Origin of the sequence: Leptospira biflexa serovar Patoc strain 'Patoc 1 (Paris)' (genome assembly GCF_000017685.1) — a bacterium.
Lineage (GTDB): Bacteria > Spirochaetota > Leptospiria > Leptospirales > Leptospiraceae > Leptospira_A > Leptospira_A biflexa.
In genome coordinates, this window is the sequence record NC_010602.1 from 2,433,459 (window position 1) to 2,451,639 (window position 18,181).

Annotated in this window: 16 protein-coding genes; 8 read left to right on the plus strand and 8 right to left on the minus strand. The window is 37.6% G+C overall.

Translation table 11 applies throughout. From position 1 onward, the window contains the following. The first annotated feature begins 13 nt into the window (after positions 1-13). On the plus strand, positions 14-1,120 hold the full coding sequence (locus LEPBI_RS11670; protein ID WP_041770029.1) for a tetratricopeptide repeat protein: 1,107 nt from the start codon (positions 14-16) through the stop codon (positions 1,118-1,120). Positions 1,121-1,356: 236 nt separating this feature from the next. Here LEPBI_RS11670 and LEPBI_RS11675 read toward each other — a convergent pair whose 3' ends face one another. Continuing rightward, on the minus strand, positions 1,357-2,535 hold the full coding sequence (locus LEPBI_RS11675) for an MFS transporter (RefSeq protein ID WP_012389319.1): 1,179 nt from the start codon (positions 2,533-2,535) through the stop codon (positions 1,357-1,359). A gap of 176 nt (positions 2,536-2,711) precedes the next feature. After that, positions 2,712-4,391 carry a P83/100 family protein gene (locus tag LEPBI_RS11680; protein WP_012389320.1) on the minus strand — a complete coding sequence of 560 codons (1,680 nt, stop codon included), beginning with the start codon at positions 4,389-4,391 and terminating at the stop codon, positions 2,712-2,714. Between the two features lie 122 nt (positions 4,392-4,513). On the opposite strand from LEPBI_RS11680, the gene serC reads away from it, so the two are divergent. Genes serC through LEPBI_RS11700 form a run of 4 tightly spaced genes read left to right on the plus strand, consistent with a single transcriptional unit; the run spans position 4,514 to position 8,337 of the window. Next, positions 4,514-5,611 (plus strand): 3-phosphoserine/phosphohydroxythreonine transaminase, encoded by a 1,098-nt coding sequence (gene serC, locus LEPBI_RS11685; protein WP_012389321.1) that lies wholly within the window; start codon positions 4,514-4,516, stop codon positions 5,609-5,611. Next, a complete protein-coding gene (locus LEPBI_RS11690) occupies positions 5,604-6,242 on the plus strand; it encodes a hypothetical protein (protein ID WP_012389322.1) in 639 nt (212 codons plus the stop codon). Before serC ends, LEPBI_RS11690 begins: the two co-directional genes overlap by 8 nt. Then, the gene (gene rpiB / locus LEPBI_RS11695; protein ID WP_012389323.1) at positions 6,239-6,676 is read left to right on the plus strand and encodes a ribose 5-phosphate isomerase B; all 438 of its coding nucleotides are present in this window, start codon (positions 6,239-6,241) and stop codon (positions 6,674-6,676) included. The genes LEPBI_RS11690 and rpiB overlap by 4 nt, the downstream gene beginning before the upstream one ends. Beyond that, positions 6,607-8,337, plus strand: a complete 1,731-nt coding sequence (locus tag LEPBI_RS11700; RefSeq protein ID WP_012476348.1) for a hypothetical protein — start codon at positions 6,607-6,609, stop codon at positions 8,335-8,337. Before rpiB ends, LEPBI_RS11700 begins: the two co-directional genes overlap by 70 nt. Here the strand turns inward: LEPBI_RS11700 and LEPBI_RS11705 are convergent. Genes LEPBI_RS11705 through LEPBI_RS11720 form a run of 4 tightly spaced genes read right to left on the minus strand, consistent with a single transcriptional unit; the run spans position 8,302 to position 12,230 of the window. Further along, entirely contained in the window at positions 8,302-8,691 is a 390-nt protein-coding gene (locus LEPBI_RS11705) for a hypothetical protein (RefSeq protein ID WP_012389325.1), read from the minus strand. The two genes, LEPBI_RS11700 and LEPBI_RS11705, sit on opposite strands and share 36 nt — an antisense overlap. Further along, positions 8,688-8,879, minus strand: coding sequence for a ribbon-helix-helix domain-containing protein (locus LEPBI_RS11710; protein ID WP_012389326.1), 192 nt, complete (start codon positions 8,877-8,879; stop codon positions 8,688-8,690). The genes LEPBI_RS11705 and LEPBI_RS11710 overlap by 4 nt, the downstream gene beginning before the upstream one ends. Beyond that, positions 8,879-9,487, minus strand: coding sequence for a hypothetical protein (locus LEPBI_RS11715; protein ID WP_012476349.1), 609 nt, complete (start codon positions 9,485-9,487; stop codon positions 8,879-8,881). Before LEPBI_RS11715 ends, LEPBI_RS11710 begins: the two co-directional genes overlap by 1 nt. Then, entirely contained in the window at positions 9,459-12,230 is a 2,772-nt protein-coding gene (locus LEPBI_RS11720) for a hypothetical protein (RefSeq protein WP_012476350.1), read from the minus strand. The genes LEPBI_RS11715 and LEPBI_RS11720 overlap by 29 nt, the downstream gene beginning before the upstream one ends. A 51-nt stretch (positions 12,231-12,281) precedes the next feature. Between LEPBI_RS11720 and LEPBI_RS11725 the strand changes: the two genes are divergently transcribed. Then, positions 12,282-13,256: an alkaline phosphatase family protein gene (locus LEPBI_RS11725; RefSeq protein WP_012389329.1), complete on the plus strand. Its 975-nt coding sequence runs from the start codon at positions 12,282-12,284 to the stop codon at positions 13,254-13,256. Here the strand turns inward: LEPBI_RS11725 and LEPBI_RS11730 are convergent. Both LEPBI_RS11730 and LEPBI_RS11735 read right to left on the minus strand, forming a co-directional pair. Further along, positions 13,253-14,422 carry a tetratricopeptide repeat protein gene (locus LEPBI_RS11730; RefSeq protein ID WP_012389330.1) on the minus strand — a complete coding sequence of 390 codons (1,170 nt, stop codon included), beginning with the start codon at positions 14,420-14,422 and terminating at the stop codon, positions 13,253-13,255. The two genes, LEPBI_RS11725 and LEPBI_RS11730, sit on opposite strands and share 4 nt — an antisense overlap. Next, positions 14,419-16,104 (minus strand): tetratricopeptide repeat protein, encoded by a 1,686-nt coding sequence (locus LEPBI_RS11735; protein WP_012389331.1) that lies wholly within the window; start codon positions 16,102-16,104, stop codon positions 14,419-14,421. Before LEPBI_RS11735 ends, LEPBI_RS11730 begins: the two co-directional genes overlap by 4 nt. A gap of 80 nt (positions 16,105-16,184) precedes the next feature. Here LEPBI_RS11735 and LEPBI_RS11740 point away from each other — a divergent pair, with 80 nt between their 5' ends. Both LEPBI_RS11740 and LEPBI_RS11745 read left to right on the plus strand, forming a co-directional pair. Further along, positions 16,185-16,844: a class I SAM-dependent methyltransferase gene (locus LEPBI_RS11740; protein ID WP_012476351.1), complete on the plus strand. Its 660-nt coding sequence runs from the start codon at positions 16,185-16,187 to the stop codon at positions 16,842-16,844. Between the two features lie 42 nt (positions 16,845-16,886). Further along, a complete protein-coding gene (locus tag LEPBI_RS11745) occupies positions 16,887-18,170 on the plus strand; it encodes a UvrD-helicase domain-containing protein (protein ID WP_012389333.1) in 1,284 nt (427 codons plus the stop codon). Positions 18,171-18,181 lie beyond the last annotated feature (11 nt).

The following is an 18,181-nucleotide window of genomic DNA, read 5'->3' on the forward strand; positions in this document are numbered from 1 at the left end:
AATGGAACCTTATATGGAAAATGCCGAGATTGAAAAAACACAAGAAGATGAAAAATTCACAAAAATAAAAGCTCTTGCAAAAGAAGCCTATCGTTTTCTCGATCAAGGTCGCTTCAAAGAAGCAAAAGAACGATTAGACATATTACTTGATGAAGATCCTTCCAATACCTATGGGCTTGTTGGTCTTGGTGATTATTATGCCAAAACAAAACAACCTGAACAAGCCATCCAATACTATCGAAAATGTTTGAGCGGAGATACCACAAATAAGTTTTCTCTTATGGGACTGATGAATGCTTACCGTGACCTCAATAGTTTAAAACGAATCATTGAAGTGGCAGAAGAGTTTCACCACATAACCATCACAGACGCAAGTATCTTATCACGTGTTGCCGATGCTCATCGCAAATTAAAGAACTTCAAAGAATCTGAAGTGTATTATATGGAAGCGCTCCAAATCAATCCTAACGACCAATATGTCATTGTGGGACTTGGCCATTTGTACTTTGCCTGCCAACGGTATGCCGATGCCATTTTATGGTGGGAAAAACTCCTCGGTAGCCAACCAAATAATATTAAAATTCTCACAGAGATTGGAAATAGTTACCGCAAAATCAAAGATTTTGACAAAGCAATCCTTTACTATGAAAGAGCAAAAGACCTTGATCCAAAAAACTTTTTTGCATTGTACGGACTTGCTGAATCCTATCGTGGGAAAAAGGACTTTAAAACCGCCATCACGTATTGGGAAAAAATTCTCGAATCCGACCCCGATAACAAACTCATTATCAACCGTTATGCGGATTCACTCAGAGGTCTTGGGAATTATGACAAAGCGCTTGAGTGTTTTAATAAAATCCTTGCCAGTGGTGATGACTACTTTGCTCTCCTCGGGAAAGCGGCCGCATTACGTCTGATTGGTGATTTAGAAAAAGCAGAAGAAATTTATTTGGGACTTCTTTCCAAATCTCCGAATGACCCAAGGCCAGCGTTGGAACTTTCTGATCTTTGGGACATTATGGGGAAAAAACCCCAAGCCATCAAACTTCTCGAAGATTTAGCAAAGAAAAATCCTTCTAATGAAGCGATTCGGGAAAGGATTGAATATTTAAAAGATTAATATCTAAAACTGATTCGAATCAAACTTGGAAATGAAGAGAGAAGAGTATTCTTTGATGAAGCCTTTTGAAAATATCTTACGATTCTATTTAGCAAAATCGAAGATGTTTTCAAGTTTTCACCAACGCTCTCTTTTATTCATTTTAGCAATTTCATTTCTCGTTTTAATTTAGATAGTCGCATCTAGAACAAATTCCTCTTTCAAAACGATGACTTAAACAAACATCGTTTAAACAATTAATTCAAATTTTTTTCTTCGATTTTTGAAAAGAAGAAATAAATCAACACTAGAAGTGCGATCACTCCTGTTACAAAAAAGGTAACAGGGGCTCCAAACAAAAACCAAATCCAACCTGCAATCAGACTTGCAAAAAACAGGGAAACACTTTGTAACCCAGAGAAAAATCCAATCGCAGTTCCCACTTCCTCTTTCGGGACAAGGTTACTAATCCAAGCTTTTGAGATCCCTTCTGTTGCACTTGCATAGATCCCGTATAAAAAAAAGGCTATGACCACCCATTCAAGTTTTTGTGCAAATCCCATAAGGAAATAAACCAAAACAAAAAGGAATAACCCAAATAAAAACATCTTTTTAAAACCAACCTTGTCTGCCAAAATTCCTAATGGATACGCAAAGATTGCATACACCAAATTATAAAAGATATAAATACCAATGACATAACTGTCACCGAGTCCAACCTCTTTGGCTTTTAAAATCAAAAACACATCAGAGCTATTCCAAAATGCAAAAACGATGAGACCAAACACTAACTTCCGATAATTGGGATTGGATTCCTTCCAATAGGAAAGGTAGGAAAACAATGTTAGTGAATTCGTGAGTTTTTTCTCTTTTGTTATCGTTTCTTTCAATAGAAAAGTGAGACCAACGGAAATTAATCCTGGTACAACTGCCAGATAAAATAATAAAACATAATGGTTGGGGTAGACTACCAAAAAGACGAGTGCGATACTTGGACCCAAAACAGCGCCTAAGGTATCAAAGGAACGGTGAAATCCAAAAATTTGCGCTTTTGTAGTAGATGTTGCTTCTTCTGATAAAAGGGCATCCCTTGCACCAGTGCGAACACCTTTACCCATCCGATCTAATGTGCGAGCAAAAAGTACAATCCCTGGCAATTGACTCATTACTAACAAAGGTTTGGAGATCGAACTAAGAAAGTAACCAAGTCGCACAAAAGGAACCCTCCTCCCATGCAAATCAGATAGATTACCAAAATATCCCTTACTATAGCCTGCAATCAACTCGGCAATTCCTTCCAAAAATCCAATGAATATTACCGAATACTCAATCGACCGAAGGTAAATCGGAAGAATCGGATATAACATCTCACTTGCGATATCTGTAAATAGACTGACAAGGGAAAGGATCAAAACGGTTTTAGAAATTGTTTTCATTGGATCGAGAGACCATAGTCCAAACTGATCTTAGGTGGGGGTAAAAATACCACTCTTTCTAATGGGCAGAACAATGGTTTAGTGGGACAACATCTTTTTGAAAACAAGGGATCATTTGAATAAGAATCCACCGCCCAACTTCTGAACGGTGGTTGAGTCCGAGAAACCACCGCCCCTTACGGAGCGATAGTTTTCAGTAAACTTAAGTCTTCTTTTTTGAAGACTTTGATTGTGGTTTTGTCCCCTTCTTTCGGTTTTCCAGTGACATAGATTTTATCCCCAAAGAATGTGAGTTCCGAGTTTTCTTCAACTGGCTCTTCTGTCCTTTTTTCAAAGGTTAGGTCTGATTTAAATCGTGCGACATGGTATTTGTCTTTTACCTTTTCAATCACGTAGATTTTATCTTCCCGATTGATCATCGGTGTTCGCCAGAAAATATCTGCCGATTCACTTGTTTTTTTCACGCCTAATTTGTCTGGATCAAGTAAGACCAATTTGTGTTTTCGGGTTTCGATTTTTTCTCCATCGTAACCTAATACAAGTACCCCTTGGTTTGCAATTTCCTTAAATTCCTTTGAACAGATGTTATTGTAAGGACTTTTGAATAAAGCATCATCTTTTGCTGGATCAATGGCCCAAAGTTCGTTGGAATAATGTCCATCCGTATCATATTTAATGAACTTCATAAAAAGGATTTTGTTATTCACAACATTATCACTTTGTTCTTCTTTTTTCTTGAGTTCTTCTTTGGTTTGCGCGAGTTCCGTTTTTAATTCTTCGACTTTGGCCTCAACCTTTTGGACCGCATCTTCTTTTTTCGCACCATCACCTGAGGTAGTCGTTCCAGTCCTTGCCTCTTCTTTTTTGGCAATTTGTTCTTCTTTTTTACTCAACTCTTCTTTTTTGGCTTCAACTGCCTGAGTCTTTTGATCAGTTTCTTTTTTGTCTTGTTCGATCTTTTTGATTTCTTCTGCTTTTTTATCGATTTCGGTTTTGTTTTTCACCGGATCTTTTTTCAGTTCATTTAAGCTTGCGACTGCTTCTGCTTCTTGTTTTTTCAGAGCATCCTTTTTGTCTTGGAGTTCTTTTCCTTCTTTGGACACTTCGTCTTTTTTATCTTGCAATACCTTCTTTTCTTCTTTCAGTTTATCGGTTTGCAACTTGTCCATTTTTTTGGCTTCGTCTTCCATCTTTTGTTTGGTGGCCGGATCTTTTTCTTTATCCTTCACCGTACGATTCACATCTTTTTCCAACTCATCCGTGGTAACATCTTTTCCACTGTCTTTTAAGATGTTCCCTTCGATGGGAATGATGATTTGAGTTTTGCCTGGCCAATTTTTATAAACAGTATCAATCCCTAGTTTATCAGGGGATGTAGCAGCTGTTACGCCCGCGGTGTATTTTTTTCCAAAAAATTTCGCGTCTTTACGATGTGTGGCATTGTAATAGAGAATGTACTGCGCCAATGTCTCTGCATTGCCAGCTTTGTATTGGAAAGATGTTTCGATGTAAGAGGCAAGGATCCTCGCAATGGAATTGACGTGATCAAAACTTTGAGTTTCCGAGAGAGAAAGGATGTCTGCACCCAATTTCCCATCAGGACCTGGGAGGATACGCTCAATTTTGACACCATCGACACTGGCCGTATTTTCCTTGGACAGAGTTTCAGCGAGTTTTTTACCAGTTTCAGTATTCTCTTGGATGATGTCATCAGAGGCCTTCCGTAAGGAACGGTTGATGAATTCAATTTTTTTGGCACCCTTGATTTCGGATTCACCGAGAGGGGCTTTGGATTGGGCTGTCAGAGAAAAACCGACAACAATTAGGCATAAGATGATGGAACGAGAGATTCTCATTGTTTCCTCACGAAATTAGGTTTCAGATGCCCACAAGATTAACAACCTTTCCGATTCTGCAAAGCAAGTTTTCGAATAAAAATCTATTTACCAGGGGGGAGATTTTAAAATTCTGTGGGAGAATGCCTACGTTTACACACAGAATCTACAATTTTAATGCAGGTCCCGCCATGTTACCCACCGAGGTCATGGAGGAAGCGAAGAGTGAGTTCCTCAATTTTAGGGGAACTGGTATGTCTGTCATGGAAATGAGCCACAGAGAAAAACATTTCCAATCCATTTTGGACGAATCCATCTCAGACCTTCGGGAACTTTTAAATTTACCATCTCGTTATGCGGTAGTTTATTTCCCTGGTGGAGCCACATTACAATTTTCTGCCATCCCTTTTAATTATTTATCATCTGGAGATTCTTGTGACTTTGCCCTAACAGGCGTTTGGGCAAAGAAAGCCTTTGAAGAAGCAAAAAAATTCTATCCCAATGTAAAATCAATTTTTAATGGAGCAGATTCCAAGTATATGGAACTTCCCACCATCACTGATGAATCAGTCAACGATGGAGCCAAATATATGTACATCACTTCCAATAACACCATTTATGGAACAAGGTACAAAACATTTCCGAAACTAAAAAAAGCGCCACTGATTGCTGATATGACAAGTGAACTTCTCAGTCGGAAGCTACCGATCGAAGATTTTTCAGTGATTTTTGCTGGGGCTCAAAAAAACATAGGCCCCTCAGGCCTAACTCTTGTGATTTATGATAAGGAAAAATTACCCGAGGTTTCCCATCCCATTCCCAATTTGATGAACTTTGCTTTGATGGAAAAAAATGGATCTCTTTACAATACACCTCCCACTTACTCAATCTACATTGCGGGTTTGGTTTTTAAATACCTAAAACGGAAAGGTGGATTAGCGGTGATGGAGGAAACAAACGAAAGAAAGGCAAAAAAATTGTATGATGCCATTGATTCTTCCTCTCTTTTTTATGCACCAGTACCTGTACCATTCCGTTCCGCAATGAATGTTGTCTTCCGTAGCCATAATGATGGTTTGGATTCAAAATTTTTGTCTCTTGCCGAAGAACAAGGATTTGCTGGTTTGAAAGGATATAGAGAAGTAGGTGGGTTTAGAGCCAGTATCTACAATGCGATGCCAGAAGAAGGTGTGGATGCTCTCATTTCATTTATGAAAGAATTTGAAAGGTCCAATGGTTAAACCATCGTTTCCATTCCTAATTGGCTTAATTGTCACAGGGATTCATTCTCATTCTGTTTGGATCCCAGAAGGTAACTTTGCTTGGGAAGTTGCGAACAAATGTTATATGGTCTTAAAAACGGAGATCCCACCCAAAGCCATAAGTCCTGATGTACAAAATTTGGACCGGGCCAAAATGGCAGCTTATGGAAGGGAATCAGCGGAATTACGACTCTCTTCTCTGGATTGTATCCGAGAAAATATCCAAACCACAGATTCAGATTCAAATTTAGCAGAGATGCTAAAACCCTCCCTACTCTCTGGATTCCAATTGGAAGAATCTTTTTTCCTATCGGAATGGAGGATTTTACTTACTGATAATCGGCCATACCCTCTCACACCAAGTGAAATAGGACTCGCTAAACAATGGTTAGAATCACGAAATGAGATCAAACAAGAGATTTTTTCGCTCACTTTAGAATACCTATCAGAAAAAAATCACATTTCCAAACGAGAACGGTATCTAGACTTATTGACTGGATATTATGGAAGTATGCTCCGAGAAAGGGATAAATTTTTGCTCTCCCTCTCCGTGGAAAGTTATGCGTCATACACCGAAGCCCTAAAACTAAGAAAGGAAAAATCCGAATGAAAGAAAAAATTGGAATCGCCACTGATCATGGAGGATTTGCTCTGAAAGAATTCCTCAGGAAAAGTCTCGAGGAAACGTATGAAATGGTCGATTACGGTACTAAGAGCGAAGAGTCCGTCGACTACCCAACCATCATTGGAGATGCCTGCCGAAAGGTACTCTCAAATGAAGTCCCACGACTCATCGCTCTCTGCGGAACGGGCATTGGAGCTTCCATTGCGGCGAACCGAATGAAAGGCATTCGAGCGGCCCTTTGCCATGATGAGTTTACGGCAGAAATGTCGAGACGCCATAACAATGCCAATGTGTTGGTTTTAGGGGGAAGAGTTCTTGGAACGGATTTAGCTCTGAGAATTGTGAAAAAATGGATCGAAACAGATTTCGAAGGTGGACGCCACCAAAAACGATTGGGTCTTATCGAAGAACAGTCTTAATCTCTCTTTGTTTCCTTTTTGGTGGCTCCTCTCTTTTATCATGGGAAGTTCCCAAAAAGGAAACCCTCAACCTTAGCCTTTGGAAAAAAATTGGCGTCGTAGAGCACAAAGAACCTGGTAAAAAAAATACCCTCAAACCCAAGGAAAATACTCCCAATACAGGAGAATTGTTTTTTGATTTTGAAGGGGAACCAAGTGAACCATACCTTTCCGAATCAGGAATTCCCTTCCCTTCCAAATCCATATCCGTTGTTTCTTCTTCTTATTTAGAGGATCGTAACACTCATTTTTTTGGAAAAAAATCCGCATACTTTTCGGGTAGAAGGAATCAAATCCACCTTTCCGTCTCTGGAAATTCGCTTTTTGGCACCCACCCAGATCCGTTTAGCATTTCCATTCCCTTATACATTGGGGAACAAGGAGCAAGTTCTGTCATTTTGGACCGCACCGTTTATGTGAAAGGTAAAAAATACGGCATTTCACTCGAGTTAAACGATGGAAAACCAACTCTTTACGTGAATCACTTATTACAAAAAACAGAATTTAGAACTGTTAGTTTTGTATTAGAGTCCCCTGTAAAAATCAAACGAAAGACCTGGGAAGTAATCTCCATATATTTTGATACGCTAAATCATCGTTATGTGCTATATCAAAATGGAATCGAAACGGCAGAGTATGAAAATAAACAAGCAGATACCATTGGTTTTGGATTTCCAGAAAATGATTCTACACCACTCATTCTTGGAAAATCCTATTACGGAAATTTAGATGGTTTCCATATTCATAAAGGCGAACCTGAAATCTCTTATACCAAATTTGAATCTGTTCGATATGACGATGATACAAAAATTGGTTATATGGAGGGAAGCACTGCCATCTCTCCTATCTTAGAAACTAAATATAGTAATTCTACCTTACAACAAATCCAATGGAAAATTGATGAACCCAAGGATACGATGATTACATTGTACTTTCGTGGTTCCAATCAAAAATTCAATGAATCAAGTTCTCTCGCTTGGACAAGAGTTCATTCCTTCACGAACGATTTACCCAAACATCGATTTAAGTATTACCAATGGAAGGTTTGGTTTCGGCCTGATCCAACGGGAAGAACAGTTCCCAATTTACAAACACTTAGCTTTGATTATATCGAACAATCTCCACCCGATGTCCCTACTCTTTTTCGATTGGATCCAAACACATCCAAAAACAAAATGGTTTGTTTTCTCTGGAATTCCAATCACGAAAAGGAAGTTCAGAACGGTGGAGGTTATATCATCCATTATGGTTTACTTCCCAATCGAATGGTTGGTTCCGTTTTCGTAAAAAAAGACAAAGAACACCAACTGAAAAAAATTGATGGTAATGAAGAAGGTAGTGGATTTCGCAACAAACGTTTTTGTGTAGATGAAGACACATTAGTGACAAATATTTACATTCCAGAAGGGCAACTAGAGTCTCCCTCTGACAGAAATTTGGCAGACCAAGTGGACATCTCCAAAAAAGAAAAAAGAGGGCTATTATTCCAACCGGGTCTCACCTATTACTTTAGAATTTCAGCTTACAACCGTTATTTGAATGAATGGGATTCGAAAGACCAAAGAAGCCCACTTTCTGCCCCAATTTCATTTAGTTTCCCCAAAGAAATTTCTGACCTTTAGCAGGTGGTGCATCACCATATCCTCTTTTGAATTTTGGTAAAATAAATCCATTCCTTGGTTGAGGGCGATCACTTGCTCTAAACCAAGCCCTTCACCCAGTAATAAGTCTGACCGAATCTCTTCCATTGATAGATCAAAAATGGAATCAACCAAATCTTCAACATTCCTTAGGATCATAGTTTTTTTTTCGGTGTCGATGGTACCTAATTTGGAAAATAACAGATGAATTGTATAGGTTGATGTATAAAATCGAGTATTGGAATCGATGGAATCCAGAAGTAAGTTCTTAATGTTTTCTTTTCCTTCGGAATGAATGAGAGAATATAAAAAATTGGAAGATAAATATACTTTCAAGGAAGGATCTCCGTGAGATTCTGGATCGCCTTCCTTCTGAGTAATTCCGATTTTTGGATGATTTCATTTTTTAACGCCAAACGAATCAGTTCTCCTTGTGAAATCCCCCTTCGTGTGGCTTCGTTCTTTAACAAAATTTGTTCTTCTTCAGAAAGTAAAATCTGAAATCGTTTGTCTATTTTTGCCATTAGTCTTCTTCTTCCAATTCCTTTTCGGCTTTTTCATATTTTCGCCAATACAAACTCGCATCCTTCCATTGACCGAGCGATTCATATAATGATGCCACATTATAATAGGACTCCGTTAATCGATAATCCAGTTTCACTGCTTTCAAAAATAGTTTGATCGACTTTTCTTTGTTATCCGAAAACCATTCGCTAAATGCCCAAAGATAATACCAACGACCTAAATTCGGATCCCTTGGCCTCACTTTCTCCAAATGTAAAACATTTTCTTGGAAAAGTTTAGAAGCTAAATTATAGTTTTTTTGAATGATTTTTGCTTTATTAATTCGATCTTCGGCAGGCTCATTTGGTTTTGGAACTGACAAATCGTTTCGATACAAAAGTGCTTTTGCATACAATAACTTAAAATACAGTTCGTTTTGACTCAGCTCTAAATAACGTTCCAAATAAGGAATGGAACTTGTTTCTTCATCAACTTTGTGCAAACCATAAATTTGTTTTTTTAAGGCGCTGGTTTCTTCTTTTTTTTTACTTCCGCCTGCAAACAAAAAACTGGCAGATACCAAATAAACAAAAAAGAATTTAGAAATATAAATAATAGTTTTGTCCATCTTCTGGAAATTTCATCGATTTGAGTTCATGCGAGAATGGCAATTCTTGTAGTTTTTGAACCACATTTAAATACAAATCTTTCGCCGAGACAATTAACATTAAATTTGGTGAGGTTTCAATCAACCGATCTTTACTTTCCAAATAAGATTGGATCGAATCAATAAAGTGTTTTTTGCTTCGTTCCCATTCAGGTGATGGATGAAATTCTGGCCAGTGGATTCGTAGTACAAAAACAGAACGTTTGCCACCAAAAGTAGCTTGCATGAAAGAACGAATCATCCAGGACAAACTATCTTTCAAAAACTCAGGTTTCCTTTCTTCCTTTTCCACGAGCACGTGTAATGCAGGAATTACTTGTTTCAATTTCTCTTGGATCATTCGTTTGTGCGAATCCAAAAATTTGTTTCTTTCTTCTTTATTTAAAAGTACAAGAAAAATTCCAGGAAAACCAAGGGTTTCCATTTGAAATGCAATGATAGATTCCGTTTGTAACAAAATTTCCCAAGAAAACTTCTTGGAAATGAAACGATCTAGACGGACATTTTCATCCATTTCCAAAGTAGCAAATCCAGTTTCATCAAATTTGAGATAAGGATCATGGTGTAAAAAAATCAGATTCGAACGAGTGTTATAGTCAAGGCCAGAAGAGATTTGATTATGAAACGAACCAAGTGAATCATTCAAAAACAAATAAGAAAATCGAGGTGAACCTAATCTGGAAATGAAATTTTTTGTATAACCAACGATTCCATCATAAGAGATTTCATTCTCTCGGTAGATTTTATCAAGTAAACTGTATTCGAATCGTTTTTCTTCTGGAATGGCAGCGAAGGTATTTTCAGGAATTAAAAATTGTTTTGTTGGAAGTGTTTCTTCACGTTTTGTCACATTGGAAACAAGTCTTTCTAACTCTGGATTAAAAATCGTTTCTCGTTTTTTTTGGACTGCATCCAAAACGGCAACACGTTTCCAAGCAGCAGGTGGTAAAATTTTAAAACTCGTTTTTTTCACAGGAATTTGATTCTTTATAATGGGTTCTGTTTTAGTTTCAATTCCTTCTTTTGTATTTTCACTTTTTTTTATCAATACTTCCGATTCGTGAAACTCCGCATGATCCAAAAGGGATTCCCCTAACATGGATGTTGTTACCCACTTTCGTTTTAGATTTGCCCATAAAACAAGTAGAACCCATGGACCAATAAACACAAAACCAAAACTTAACAAGTATGGTGGAAAGGCAGAGTAACGATATACAGATAATCCTGACACAATTCCTGGTTTTCCTTTCTCTTTATCCAAATAGTAAGAATGGAACTTATGATGTAAAAACCCAACTGATTCTTTTTTAGAATCGGTATGCCTCAATTTAGAAAGATGGGTTCCGTTCCAATGTCGCGGGTTAAATAATACTTGTTCCTTACTTTGATTGTCTGACAATTTTACATCCACAAATGGAAAATAAAACTCATCCTTGTCTTTTTCTTTTTTAGCATATAATAAATTAGGATTGAGGACCGTTAACAACACTGTTCCCAAAGTATGATTCTGATTTTGGATTGGGATAAGATAGACTAAATCCATTTCAGATTCGATTAAAATGGATTTCGGATTTTCTTTCATTTTTTTTAGAATTTGGAAAATTTCGGTTCCAAAACGATTTTGGATGTTTCGATCAGTTTCTCCCATTTTCCATTCATACAATTCAGAAAGAATGGCTTCATTGATTCCAAATCCATTCGCATCACTTTGATAATTAGATTTTATATTTTTTTCTAGGCCGATTAACGTTTTATCAATTTGTTCTAAACGATGTTTTGTCCAAGGTTTATAATATCGATAGTCAGGGAATAACTCCCAACTTTTTTGATAAAAAACAAGGAGGATCAAGTAAACGATGATTGGGATGACAATCCGTTTTTTGAAATGAAAACCATCTGAATGTACAACCATCCAAACAAAACGAATGTAAAATAATCCAGTAAAGGTTAATAAAAACAAAATAAAACAACCAAACCGAATTTCTTCAATTTCAGTATCAGTTTGTTTGAGTAAATAAATAGAAAATTGATCTTTTTTTTCTAAGAGTAATTTTGAAAATTCACCATCCAATTGCCAAGTGATCTCCTCTCCTTCCTTACCTTGGAAAAGTCCCAATAATTCTTTACTTTCGCGATCCCCGGATAGAATGGATTCATCATTAGTATAGATAATTTTTTGAGCATTAGGTTGGAAGACCCAAAATAAATATCCGTATTCTAAATTTGGATTTTGAATGAAACTTGGTGCATAAGTAAATTTCGGAAATACCAAAAAGAATTTACCTGTGATATCACGATACACATAATTCCCGTTAGATAATACCTTTATCCTGCCTTCCAATAATCCAGATGGATCTTGTCTCAGTTCTTCTTGAAAAATTTCTGGGGTTTCATTTGTACTATGAATGAGCCTTAAGGAATCATCATAGAGTCTGACATATTCTAATTGTAAGGCCTTCTGGATTTGAGTGGTAACATTTTTTGCCCGGTATGGTAATTCGGAAGCTCGGAAATAGTACTCAATTGTATTTAAATACTCTTTTGTTCTGTTTTCATCATACCTTTCTAAGGCTGTGATCAAATTGGTTTTTTTTTGGATCGGCTGAATCCAGACAAAGTAACCATACAAAATCAATGTCACCAGTAAGGAAACGGAAAGGAGACCAAAAAGAATAGACAGGTTTCCGAAATTTCGTTTCATCATTCTTATTATCGGGTTGTCACTAGGCAAAAACCAATCGGTCTAAGGAAAGGAATGATTTTTTATGTATTTTTGGATGGTGTTGGGATCACCGATTATGACCCAAAAACCAATCCCTTTAGCCGTTTTGCCAAAGGATTTTTAGCACCTGTAGGTGGTGTTTCCAAATCCGATATCGATCTACCCATAAATCCAAGAGAAATCCATTACCTAAAAACAGATGCTCACATGGGTGTGCCAGGCCTTCCCCAATCCGCAACAGGCCAAACAGCACTCTGGACGGGTGTTCCTGGTCCAAAAGTCCTTGGCCGCCACGTCAGTGGATTTCCGACAATCACCTTACGAAAAATCATCGCAAAATACTCACTCATCAAAGTTTTAAGTGAACACGGAATCCTCTGTGATTTTTTAAACTGTTTTTCTCCACCTTACCTGAAACATGTGGAAGAAAAACCAAAGCTGGTATCTGCGTCCACACTTGTGCAATTGGCAAGTGGCAGGCCCTTAAAAAATTTTGAAGACCTTCGTGAGGAACGTGGCCTTTATATGGACCTCACACACGAAATCATGGGCACTCTTGGAATTGATATGTTAAAAGAGGGAGACCCACTCCTAGAACGAAGAGATCCGTATCTTTTAGGAACCAAATGTTTTGATCGATTTTCTCATTACCAACTTAGTTTGTATGAATATTTTATAACGGATAAAGTGGGACACGCAATGGATTGGGAAAAAGCAGAGAAAGTGATTCAAAACTTAGAATCATTTTTTAAAGGACTTTTGACAACCATTGACCCAACAAAGGATTTACTCATTGTCTCAAGTGATCATGGCAATATGGAAGACCTTAGTCAAAAGAATCACACGGAAAACCCGGCGGCCACCATCCTGTATGGAAAGGATGCTGACCGCTTCGCAGAAAATATACATTCGTTAGCTGATATTGTACCGGAAATTTATAAAACTTTCGGATTAGAGGAAGCTCTTTACAATACCCACACGAATGAGTTTCTAATGGAAACCAACTAAAATTCTAAATCATTCCCCGATTCTGGTTTCTGTGAAAACGAATTGGGTTTGTTAGAATTAGAATCTGACGATACATCCGAATCATCTAAATCATTGTGGTCAGTGAACTGATCTAGTGATTCTTTTTTCCATGCAATCGCCTTGTCGGTAATCTGGTTTTTAGGGTATTTGTCTACAATCGTCTGAAAGATACCTGCTGCTTTTTCAAATTTCCCTTGTCTGAAATAAATTGTTCCCTTTTTGTAAAGAGATGCTTGGTCGAGGGAATAATCACTGTTATTCAAAACTTTATTGATATAAGTAAGAGATTCGGTTTGTTTCCCTAAAGCATCGTAAGAGAGAGCTATGTAATATAATGCTTCTTCCTCTTTTTTGGGACTTGGATTCACTGATAACGACTTTTGAAATAGTTCAATCGACTTAAAATATTGTTTTTTGGTAAAACTCTCTTTTGCATCTTTGAAAACTGAATCTTTATACTCACCGACTACTTTTTCATCAGCACCCGCAAGTCCATCTTGTGTTTCAATGTATTCATCAAAAACATCAAATGAAGCCCAATCTTTTCCTAACTTACGTAATGTCCTTCCCCAACCAATTCGAGATTCTGTATGGTTTGGATCTTCTTGTAAGGCCAATACATAATTCTTACGGGCAGTTTCATACTGAGCGATTTTATAATAATGATCACCTAAAGCCATAAATGACTTTGATCTAAGTTTATTATCGGAACTGGATTGTAATACAGACTCTAAGTGCGCTTTCCCTTCGGATTCATTTCCAATTTTTAAGAGTAAATTTCCAAGAGAATAACTGAGTTTATCTTTTTCTTCCGGTTTCCAATTTGAGTTTTTTTTAAGATCTTTGTATATATCAAGTGCAGGGTAAAAATCTGAATTTTTTTCAAGTGCTCTTGCTTGGTTGTATTTGATTTGAAACTCGAATTTTTCCAAACCACGTTTTCCCGCTAACTCAGAAAAAATAGCAATCGCCTTTTCTTTGCTATGTGAGTTGGTTTGTTTTAAATACTCTTCTCCTTCTGCAATTCTTTCCAAAACCAATTGAGATTGGTCTTCTTTCGCAGAAATATTGGTTTGGTAATAGGCAGTGGATAGGCCAGCTACAATGAATAACAAACCTGCTAAGGAAACGATCACTCGACTCATAAATTACCTCTACCCGCTTGACTCAGGGTTTGATTCGTCCAAAATTCAACTCTTGACGGAGAATAGGATTTGGTTTCCTTTTTCAAAAAACACTTTAAAGCCTTTTTGGTATCACCAGTTTTTAAAGCACTCACACCCAGGAAAAACATCGCTTTCCCTCTTAAGTAAGAATTTGTTTCATACTTTAAATATTCTTCTAATCGATATACTGCGGTTTCAAATTTCTTTTGGATGACAGTTTCTTTAATGATACGATTGAGTTCTGTCTGACCTAAATCATAAGTAACAGTTGCAGAAGTTTCTTGTTTGAAATCATTTACAGGTTCTAAGTTTTCCTTAGGAGGAGCGATTTCTGTAGGAGTGACAACATGTTCATTTTTATAAATTTCTGGTTTTTCTGGATCTTTTTTCGGTTTTGATTCCGCTACAATGTTTTCTTCTTCTTTAGGAAGGTTGTCCTTCGTAAAATCATACTTAAAGTAAGATACATTTTCTTTTAAATTATAATCTTCAGGAACAGAACTTGATTTGGCAGTCACTCCAAAATACAAATCATCAATCTCTTTTAATTCTTTGATAAAAAAATTAGTTTTAGGATGGACAACGGTTGCTACTTTCACCACCGTACCTTGGTTAAAGGAAGAAGCGCCTTGGTTCAAGGGTTTGACGGAAGCGTAAAGAGTATAGATAGTACTTTCATCTGCTGCTTCAGGACTGAGCCAACTAATCACGGCTCCCTTACCGACTCGTTCGTAACCAAGCCCTCGAACATGCAAGGCACCTGATAAATTTGGAGTTGGTTCATTGGAGGCAACTTCTGGGTTATCTTTTTTAGGACTCTCTTCGACAATCACCTCGGCATTTGTTTTATCCGTTTGTTTGACATAAAAAACTCGCAGAGTTGATTTTTTATCCTCTAAAGGAAGAGATTCCTCTCCTCCTAATTGTTTCACAGAAACTCCATAATAGAGAGTTTGCGATTTACTTAAGTCTTGGTCTAAAAAAGAATTTGTTGGGTGAGTGAGTTCCGAAAGTTTTTCAGCTTTTTGCATCAATGGAAGACTTGTGAGTGGAGAATTCGAACGGTAAATTGTATAAATTGTCCTTCCCGCAATGGCTCCCGCCGGTGGAGTCCAATTCAGTCGAATGAATCTTTTTTCAATATTCGCAGTGATGCCAGAAACTCCACCAACCATTGATTGGATATTCGTATCTTGTGGAAAGGCTGGAAAATCTGGATTTTGTCCCACAACAGGTGTTCCATTTTCTTCTGCAATGGTTACAGGAATGATGGTAAAGTTTTGATTGGCAAAGAGTTTGACTTCCCGTTTTCGAACATCCGACACCATCACAACTGCGTAATAATAGGTTCCTGGCTTTAAATTATAATCAAAGTAAACACGTGTGGCATTGGGACCGGAAGCTTTATAACGGCCAAGTGAATCTGCAATGTAAAGTTTATCCGGGCTATCGATCAAAACATTTGATCTGGCAACGATGATTTCTCCCTCTTGTTTGGGTGAATCCCAATCAATGCGGATCGATTTTTTATCCGGCAATAAACTGGCATGGATTGCTTTGGCAATCGATGGATAACGACTTTCCTCAAATCCGGAGTCTGCCCATACCGGGAAGTAAGAAAGTAGCAGTACAACCGTGAAGAGGTGAATCGAGAACTTCATACTTAGATTTTCGGTGGTTCTCTCCCTCGAATTGAATTTTTCGTTTGTACTTTCCTCTCTTTTCTGGAAGAATTGTCATTATGTCCGAAACGGAATACTACCGTTCCCAAACTTACCAGGAATATCTGTTATCAAGCCACAGAAGAGAGGTTTGTCCTCCGGAGGATGTGTATGCATTTTTCAATTGGAAAGGACTTACCAATTTAGTTGATTTTGGGAGTGGACTTGGATTTTATTTCCAGGACTTTCGCAAATGGTTTCCTCATGTTTGGATTTGGGCTGCGGAATGCCAACAAGAGATCATTGATCGAATCCTCCGTCGCAAACTCATGGAAGGGATTGAACAACTCACACCATTTTACATGGACCAATCCGACCACCCGCTCCTACCCGAATGGGTACCCGTGCCAGAAATCATTTTTGCTTCTTTATCTTTGTCTACTTTTCCAAACCCAGGACTTGCGATGGACGGACTCATTCGTTCGATGAAGGCGGGCGGACGGTTATTTATCATCGATTGGTCAAAAACCGAATCAGGTTTTGGTCCCAAAATCAATGAAAAAATATCCATGGATAAAATGAAATTCTTAGCCGAAGAATACAAACTCGAAGTGACAAAATCAGGGAGGATCTCCGAACATTTTTACGCACTGGAAGTTCGAGCCAGTTCCAATTTTATTTATGGTTATTATGACCTCAAAGAAGAGGAAGATGAAGATACGGCTGTGTTTAAAATGTAATTTTTAAAGAACCAAAGATACAATCCTCCACCTTACCAATGTATGTGGAGTGAAGAACAATCGAAAATCATTCATAGCACAGAGCCTGTCATCCAAGTCATTGCTGGTGCTGGCTCTGGAAAAACTGCGACTATGATTGGTCTTTTGGAAAGAAGAGAAAAAAACGAAACCATCCTTCCCGAAGAGACTCTTGTTGTCACATTTACGAAAAAAGCCACACATGAATTTAAGGAAAGATGTCAAAAAAAAAGTCTTTCCAATTCCTATCACATTTCCACCTTTCATTCGTTTTGTTACGATTCCTTAAAACAATTTGACCGAAATAAAAACTGGAAAAATTACAAACTACTCGGAGAATCAAAAAAATGGGAAATCACAAAATATTTGTTATCTCCTTACAGAGATTTGATCGGCGGGATTCCCTTTTCCATTTTATTAAAAAAAGATGGCGCCTATTTCAAATCCATTTCGGAAGAGATTTATGTTTCTTTTCGATCAAGTTTTCATCATTGGAAGGAAAAAAATCATTATTTTGAATTCGATGATTTAATCCAAAATTTTTTAGAGTTTTTACATTCGAATCATTCATCTCTTATCAAAAAAAAATGGAAGTCTCTCATCATTGACGAATTCCAAGATACTGATGAAATCCAATTGGAAATCATCAAACAAATGGAATTTGATCGAATCACAGTTGTAGGAGATGATTGGCAAGCTATCTATGGGTTCAGAGGGGCCACACCCAAACCTTTTTTAGAATTCCCAATCCATTTTCCAAATGCTGTTCAATTTAAACTTTCAACTAACTACCGCTCCACTCATAAAATCATTCAAAAAAGTTTATTACCAATCCATCAAAACAAAGAAAAAATCCCAAAACAAACGATCTCTCACAGACATGAAAAAGGATTTTTCCATTTAGAACGAAGTTTCAAAAAGGAACCCCAACTAAAATCTTTATGGAAACAATTCCAGTCACTTGATCCCAATTTGGTGATACTCACTCGGAGCAATTTTCGAAAAGCGGAGTGGATCCAAGCGGGAGTTCCTCTCTCACAAGTGATGACCATCCACAGTGCCAAAGGTTTGGAATTCAAAACTGTCCTAGTCGACCTAAGCAAAGGCTGGAGTGAAGACCAAAATTTAGTAGATACGGAGGAGGAAAGGAGGATTCTCTATGTGGCCCTATCGAGAGCCAAAGACAATTTGATCGTTCTCATCAATGCAACTTCGGATCCAAAAAGTCTATGTGACCGATTCAGTGAGGATTTTTCCGTTTGGAATCGATTCAGAAATCGTACTTTACGGTGGACTAGACTCTGGTGAAGTGGTTTTAC

Bases quoted from the DNA above. Each gene is read 5' to 3' on its own strand.
- LEPBI_RS11670 (WP_041770029.1), top strand. From the start codon at position 14: ATGGAAAATGCCGAGATTGAAAAAACACAAGAAGATGAAAAATTCACA.
- LEPBI_RS11675 (WP_012389319.1), bottom strand. From the start codon at position 2,535: ATGAAAACAATTTCTAAAACCGTTTTGATCCTTTCCCTTGTCAGTCTA.
- LEPBI_RS11680 (WP_012389320.1), bottom strand. From the start codon at position 4,391: ATGAGAATCTCTCGTTCCATCATCTTATGCCTAATTGTTGTCGGTTTT.
- serC (WP_012389321.1), top strand. From the start codon at position 4,514: ATGCCTACGTTTACACACAGAATCTACAATTTTAATGCAGGTCCCGCC.
- LEPBI_RS11690 (WP_012389322.1), top strand. From the start codon at position 5,604: ATGGTTAAACCATCGTTTCCATTCCTAATTGGCTTAATTGTCACAGGG.
- rpiB (WP_012389323.1), top strand. From the start codon at position 6,239: ATGAAAGAAAAAATTGGAATCGCCACTGATCATGGAGGATTTGCTCTG.
- LEPBI_RS11700 (WP_012476348.1), top strand. From the start codon at position 6,607: ATGGATCGAAACAGATTTCGAAGGTGGACGCCACCAAAAACGATTGGG.
- LEPBI_RS11710 (WP_012389326.1), bottom strand. From the start codon at position 8,879: ATGGCAAAAATAGACAAACGATTTCAGATTTTACTTTCTGAAGAAGAA.
- LEPBI_RS11715 (WP_012476349.1), bottom strand. From the start codon at position 9,487: ATGGACAAAACTATTATTTATATTTCTAAATTCTTTTTTGTTTATTTG.
- LEPBI_RS11720 (WP_012476350.1), bottom strand. From the start codon at position 12,230: ATGATGAAACGAAATTTCGGAAACCTGTCTATTCTTTTTGGTCTCCTT.
- LEPBI_RS11725 (WP_012389329.1), top strand. From the start codon at position 12,282: ATGATTTTTTATGTATTTTTGGATGGTGTTGGGATCACCGATTATGAC.
- LEPBI_RS11730 (WP_012389330.1), bottom strand. From the start codon at position 14,422: ATGAGTCGAGTGATCGTTTCCTTAGCAGGTTTGTTATTCATTGTAGCT.
- LEPBI_RS11735 (WP_012389331.1), bottom strand. From the start codon at position 16,104: ATGAAGTTCTCGATTCACCTCTTCACGGTTGTACTGCTACTTTCTTAC.
- LEPBI_RS11740 (WP_012476351.1), top strand. From the start codon at position 16,185: ATGTCCGAAACGGAATACTACCGTTCCCAAACTTACCAGGAATATCTG.
- LEPBI_RS11745 (WP_012389333.1), top strand. From the start codon at position 16,887: ATGTGGAGTGAAGAACAATCGAAAATCATTCATAGCACAGAGCCTGTC.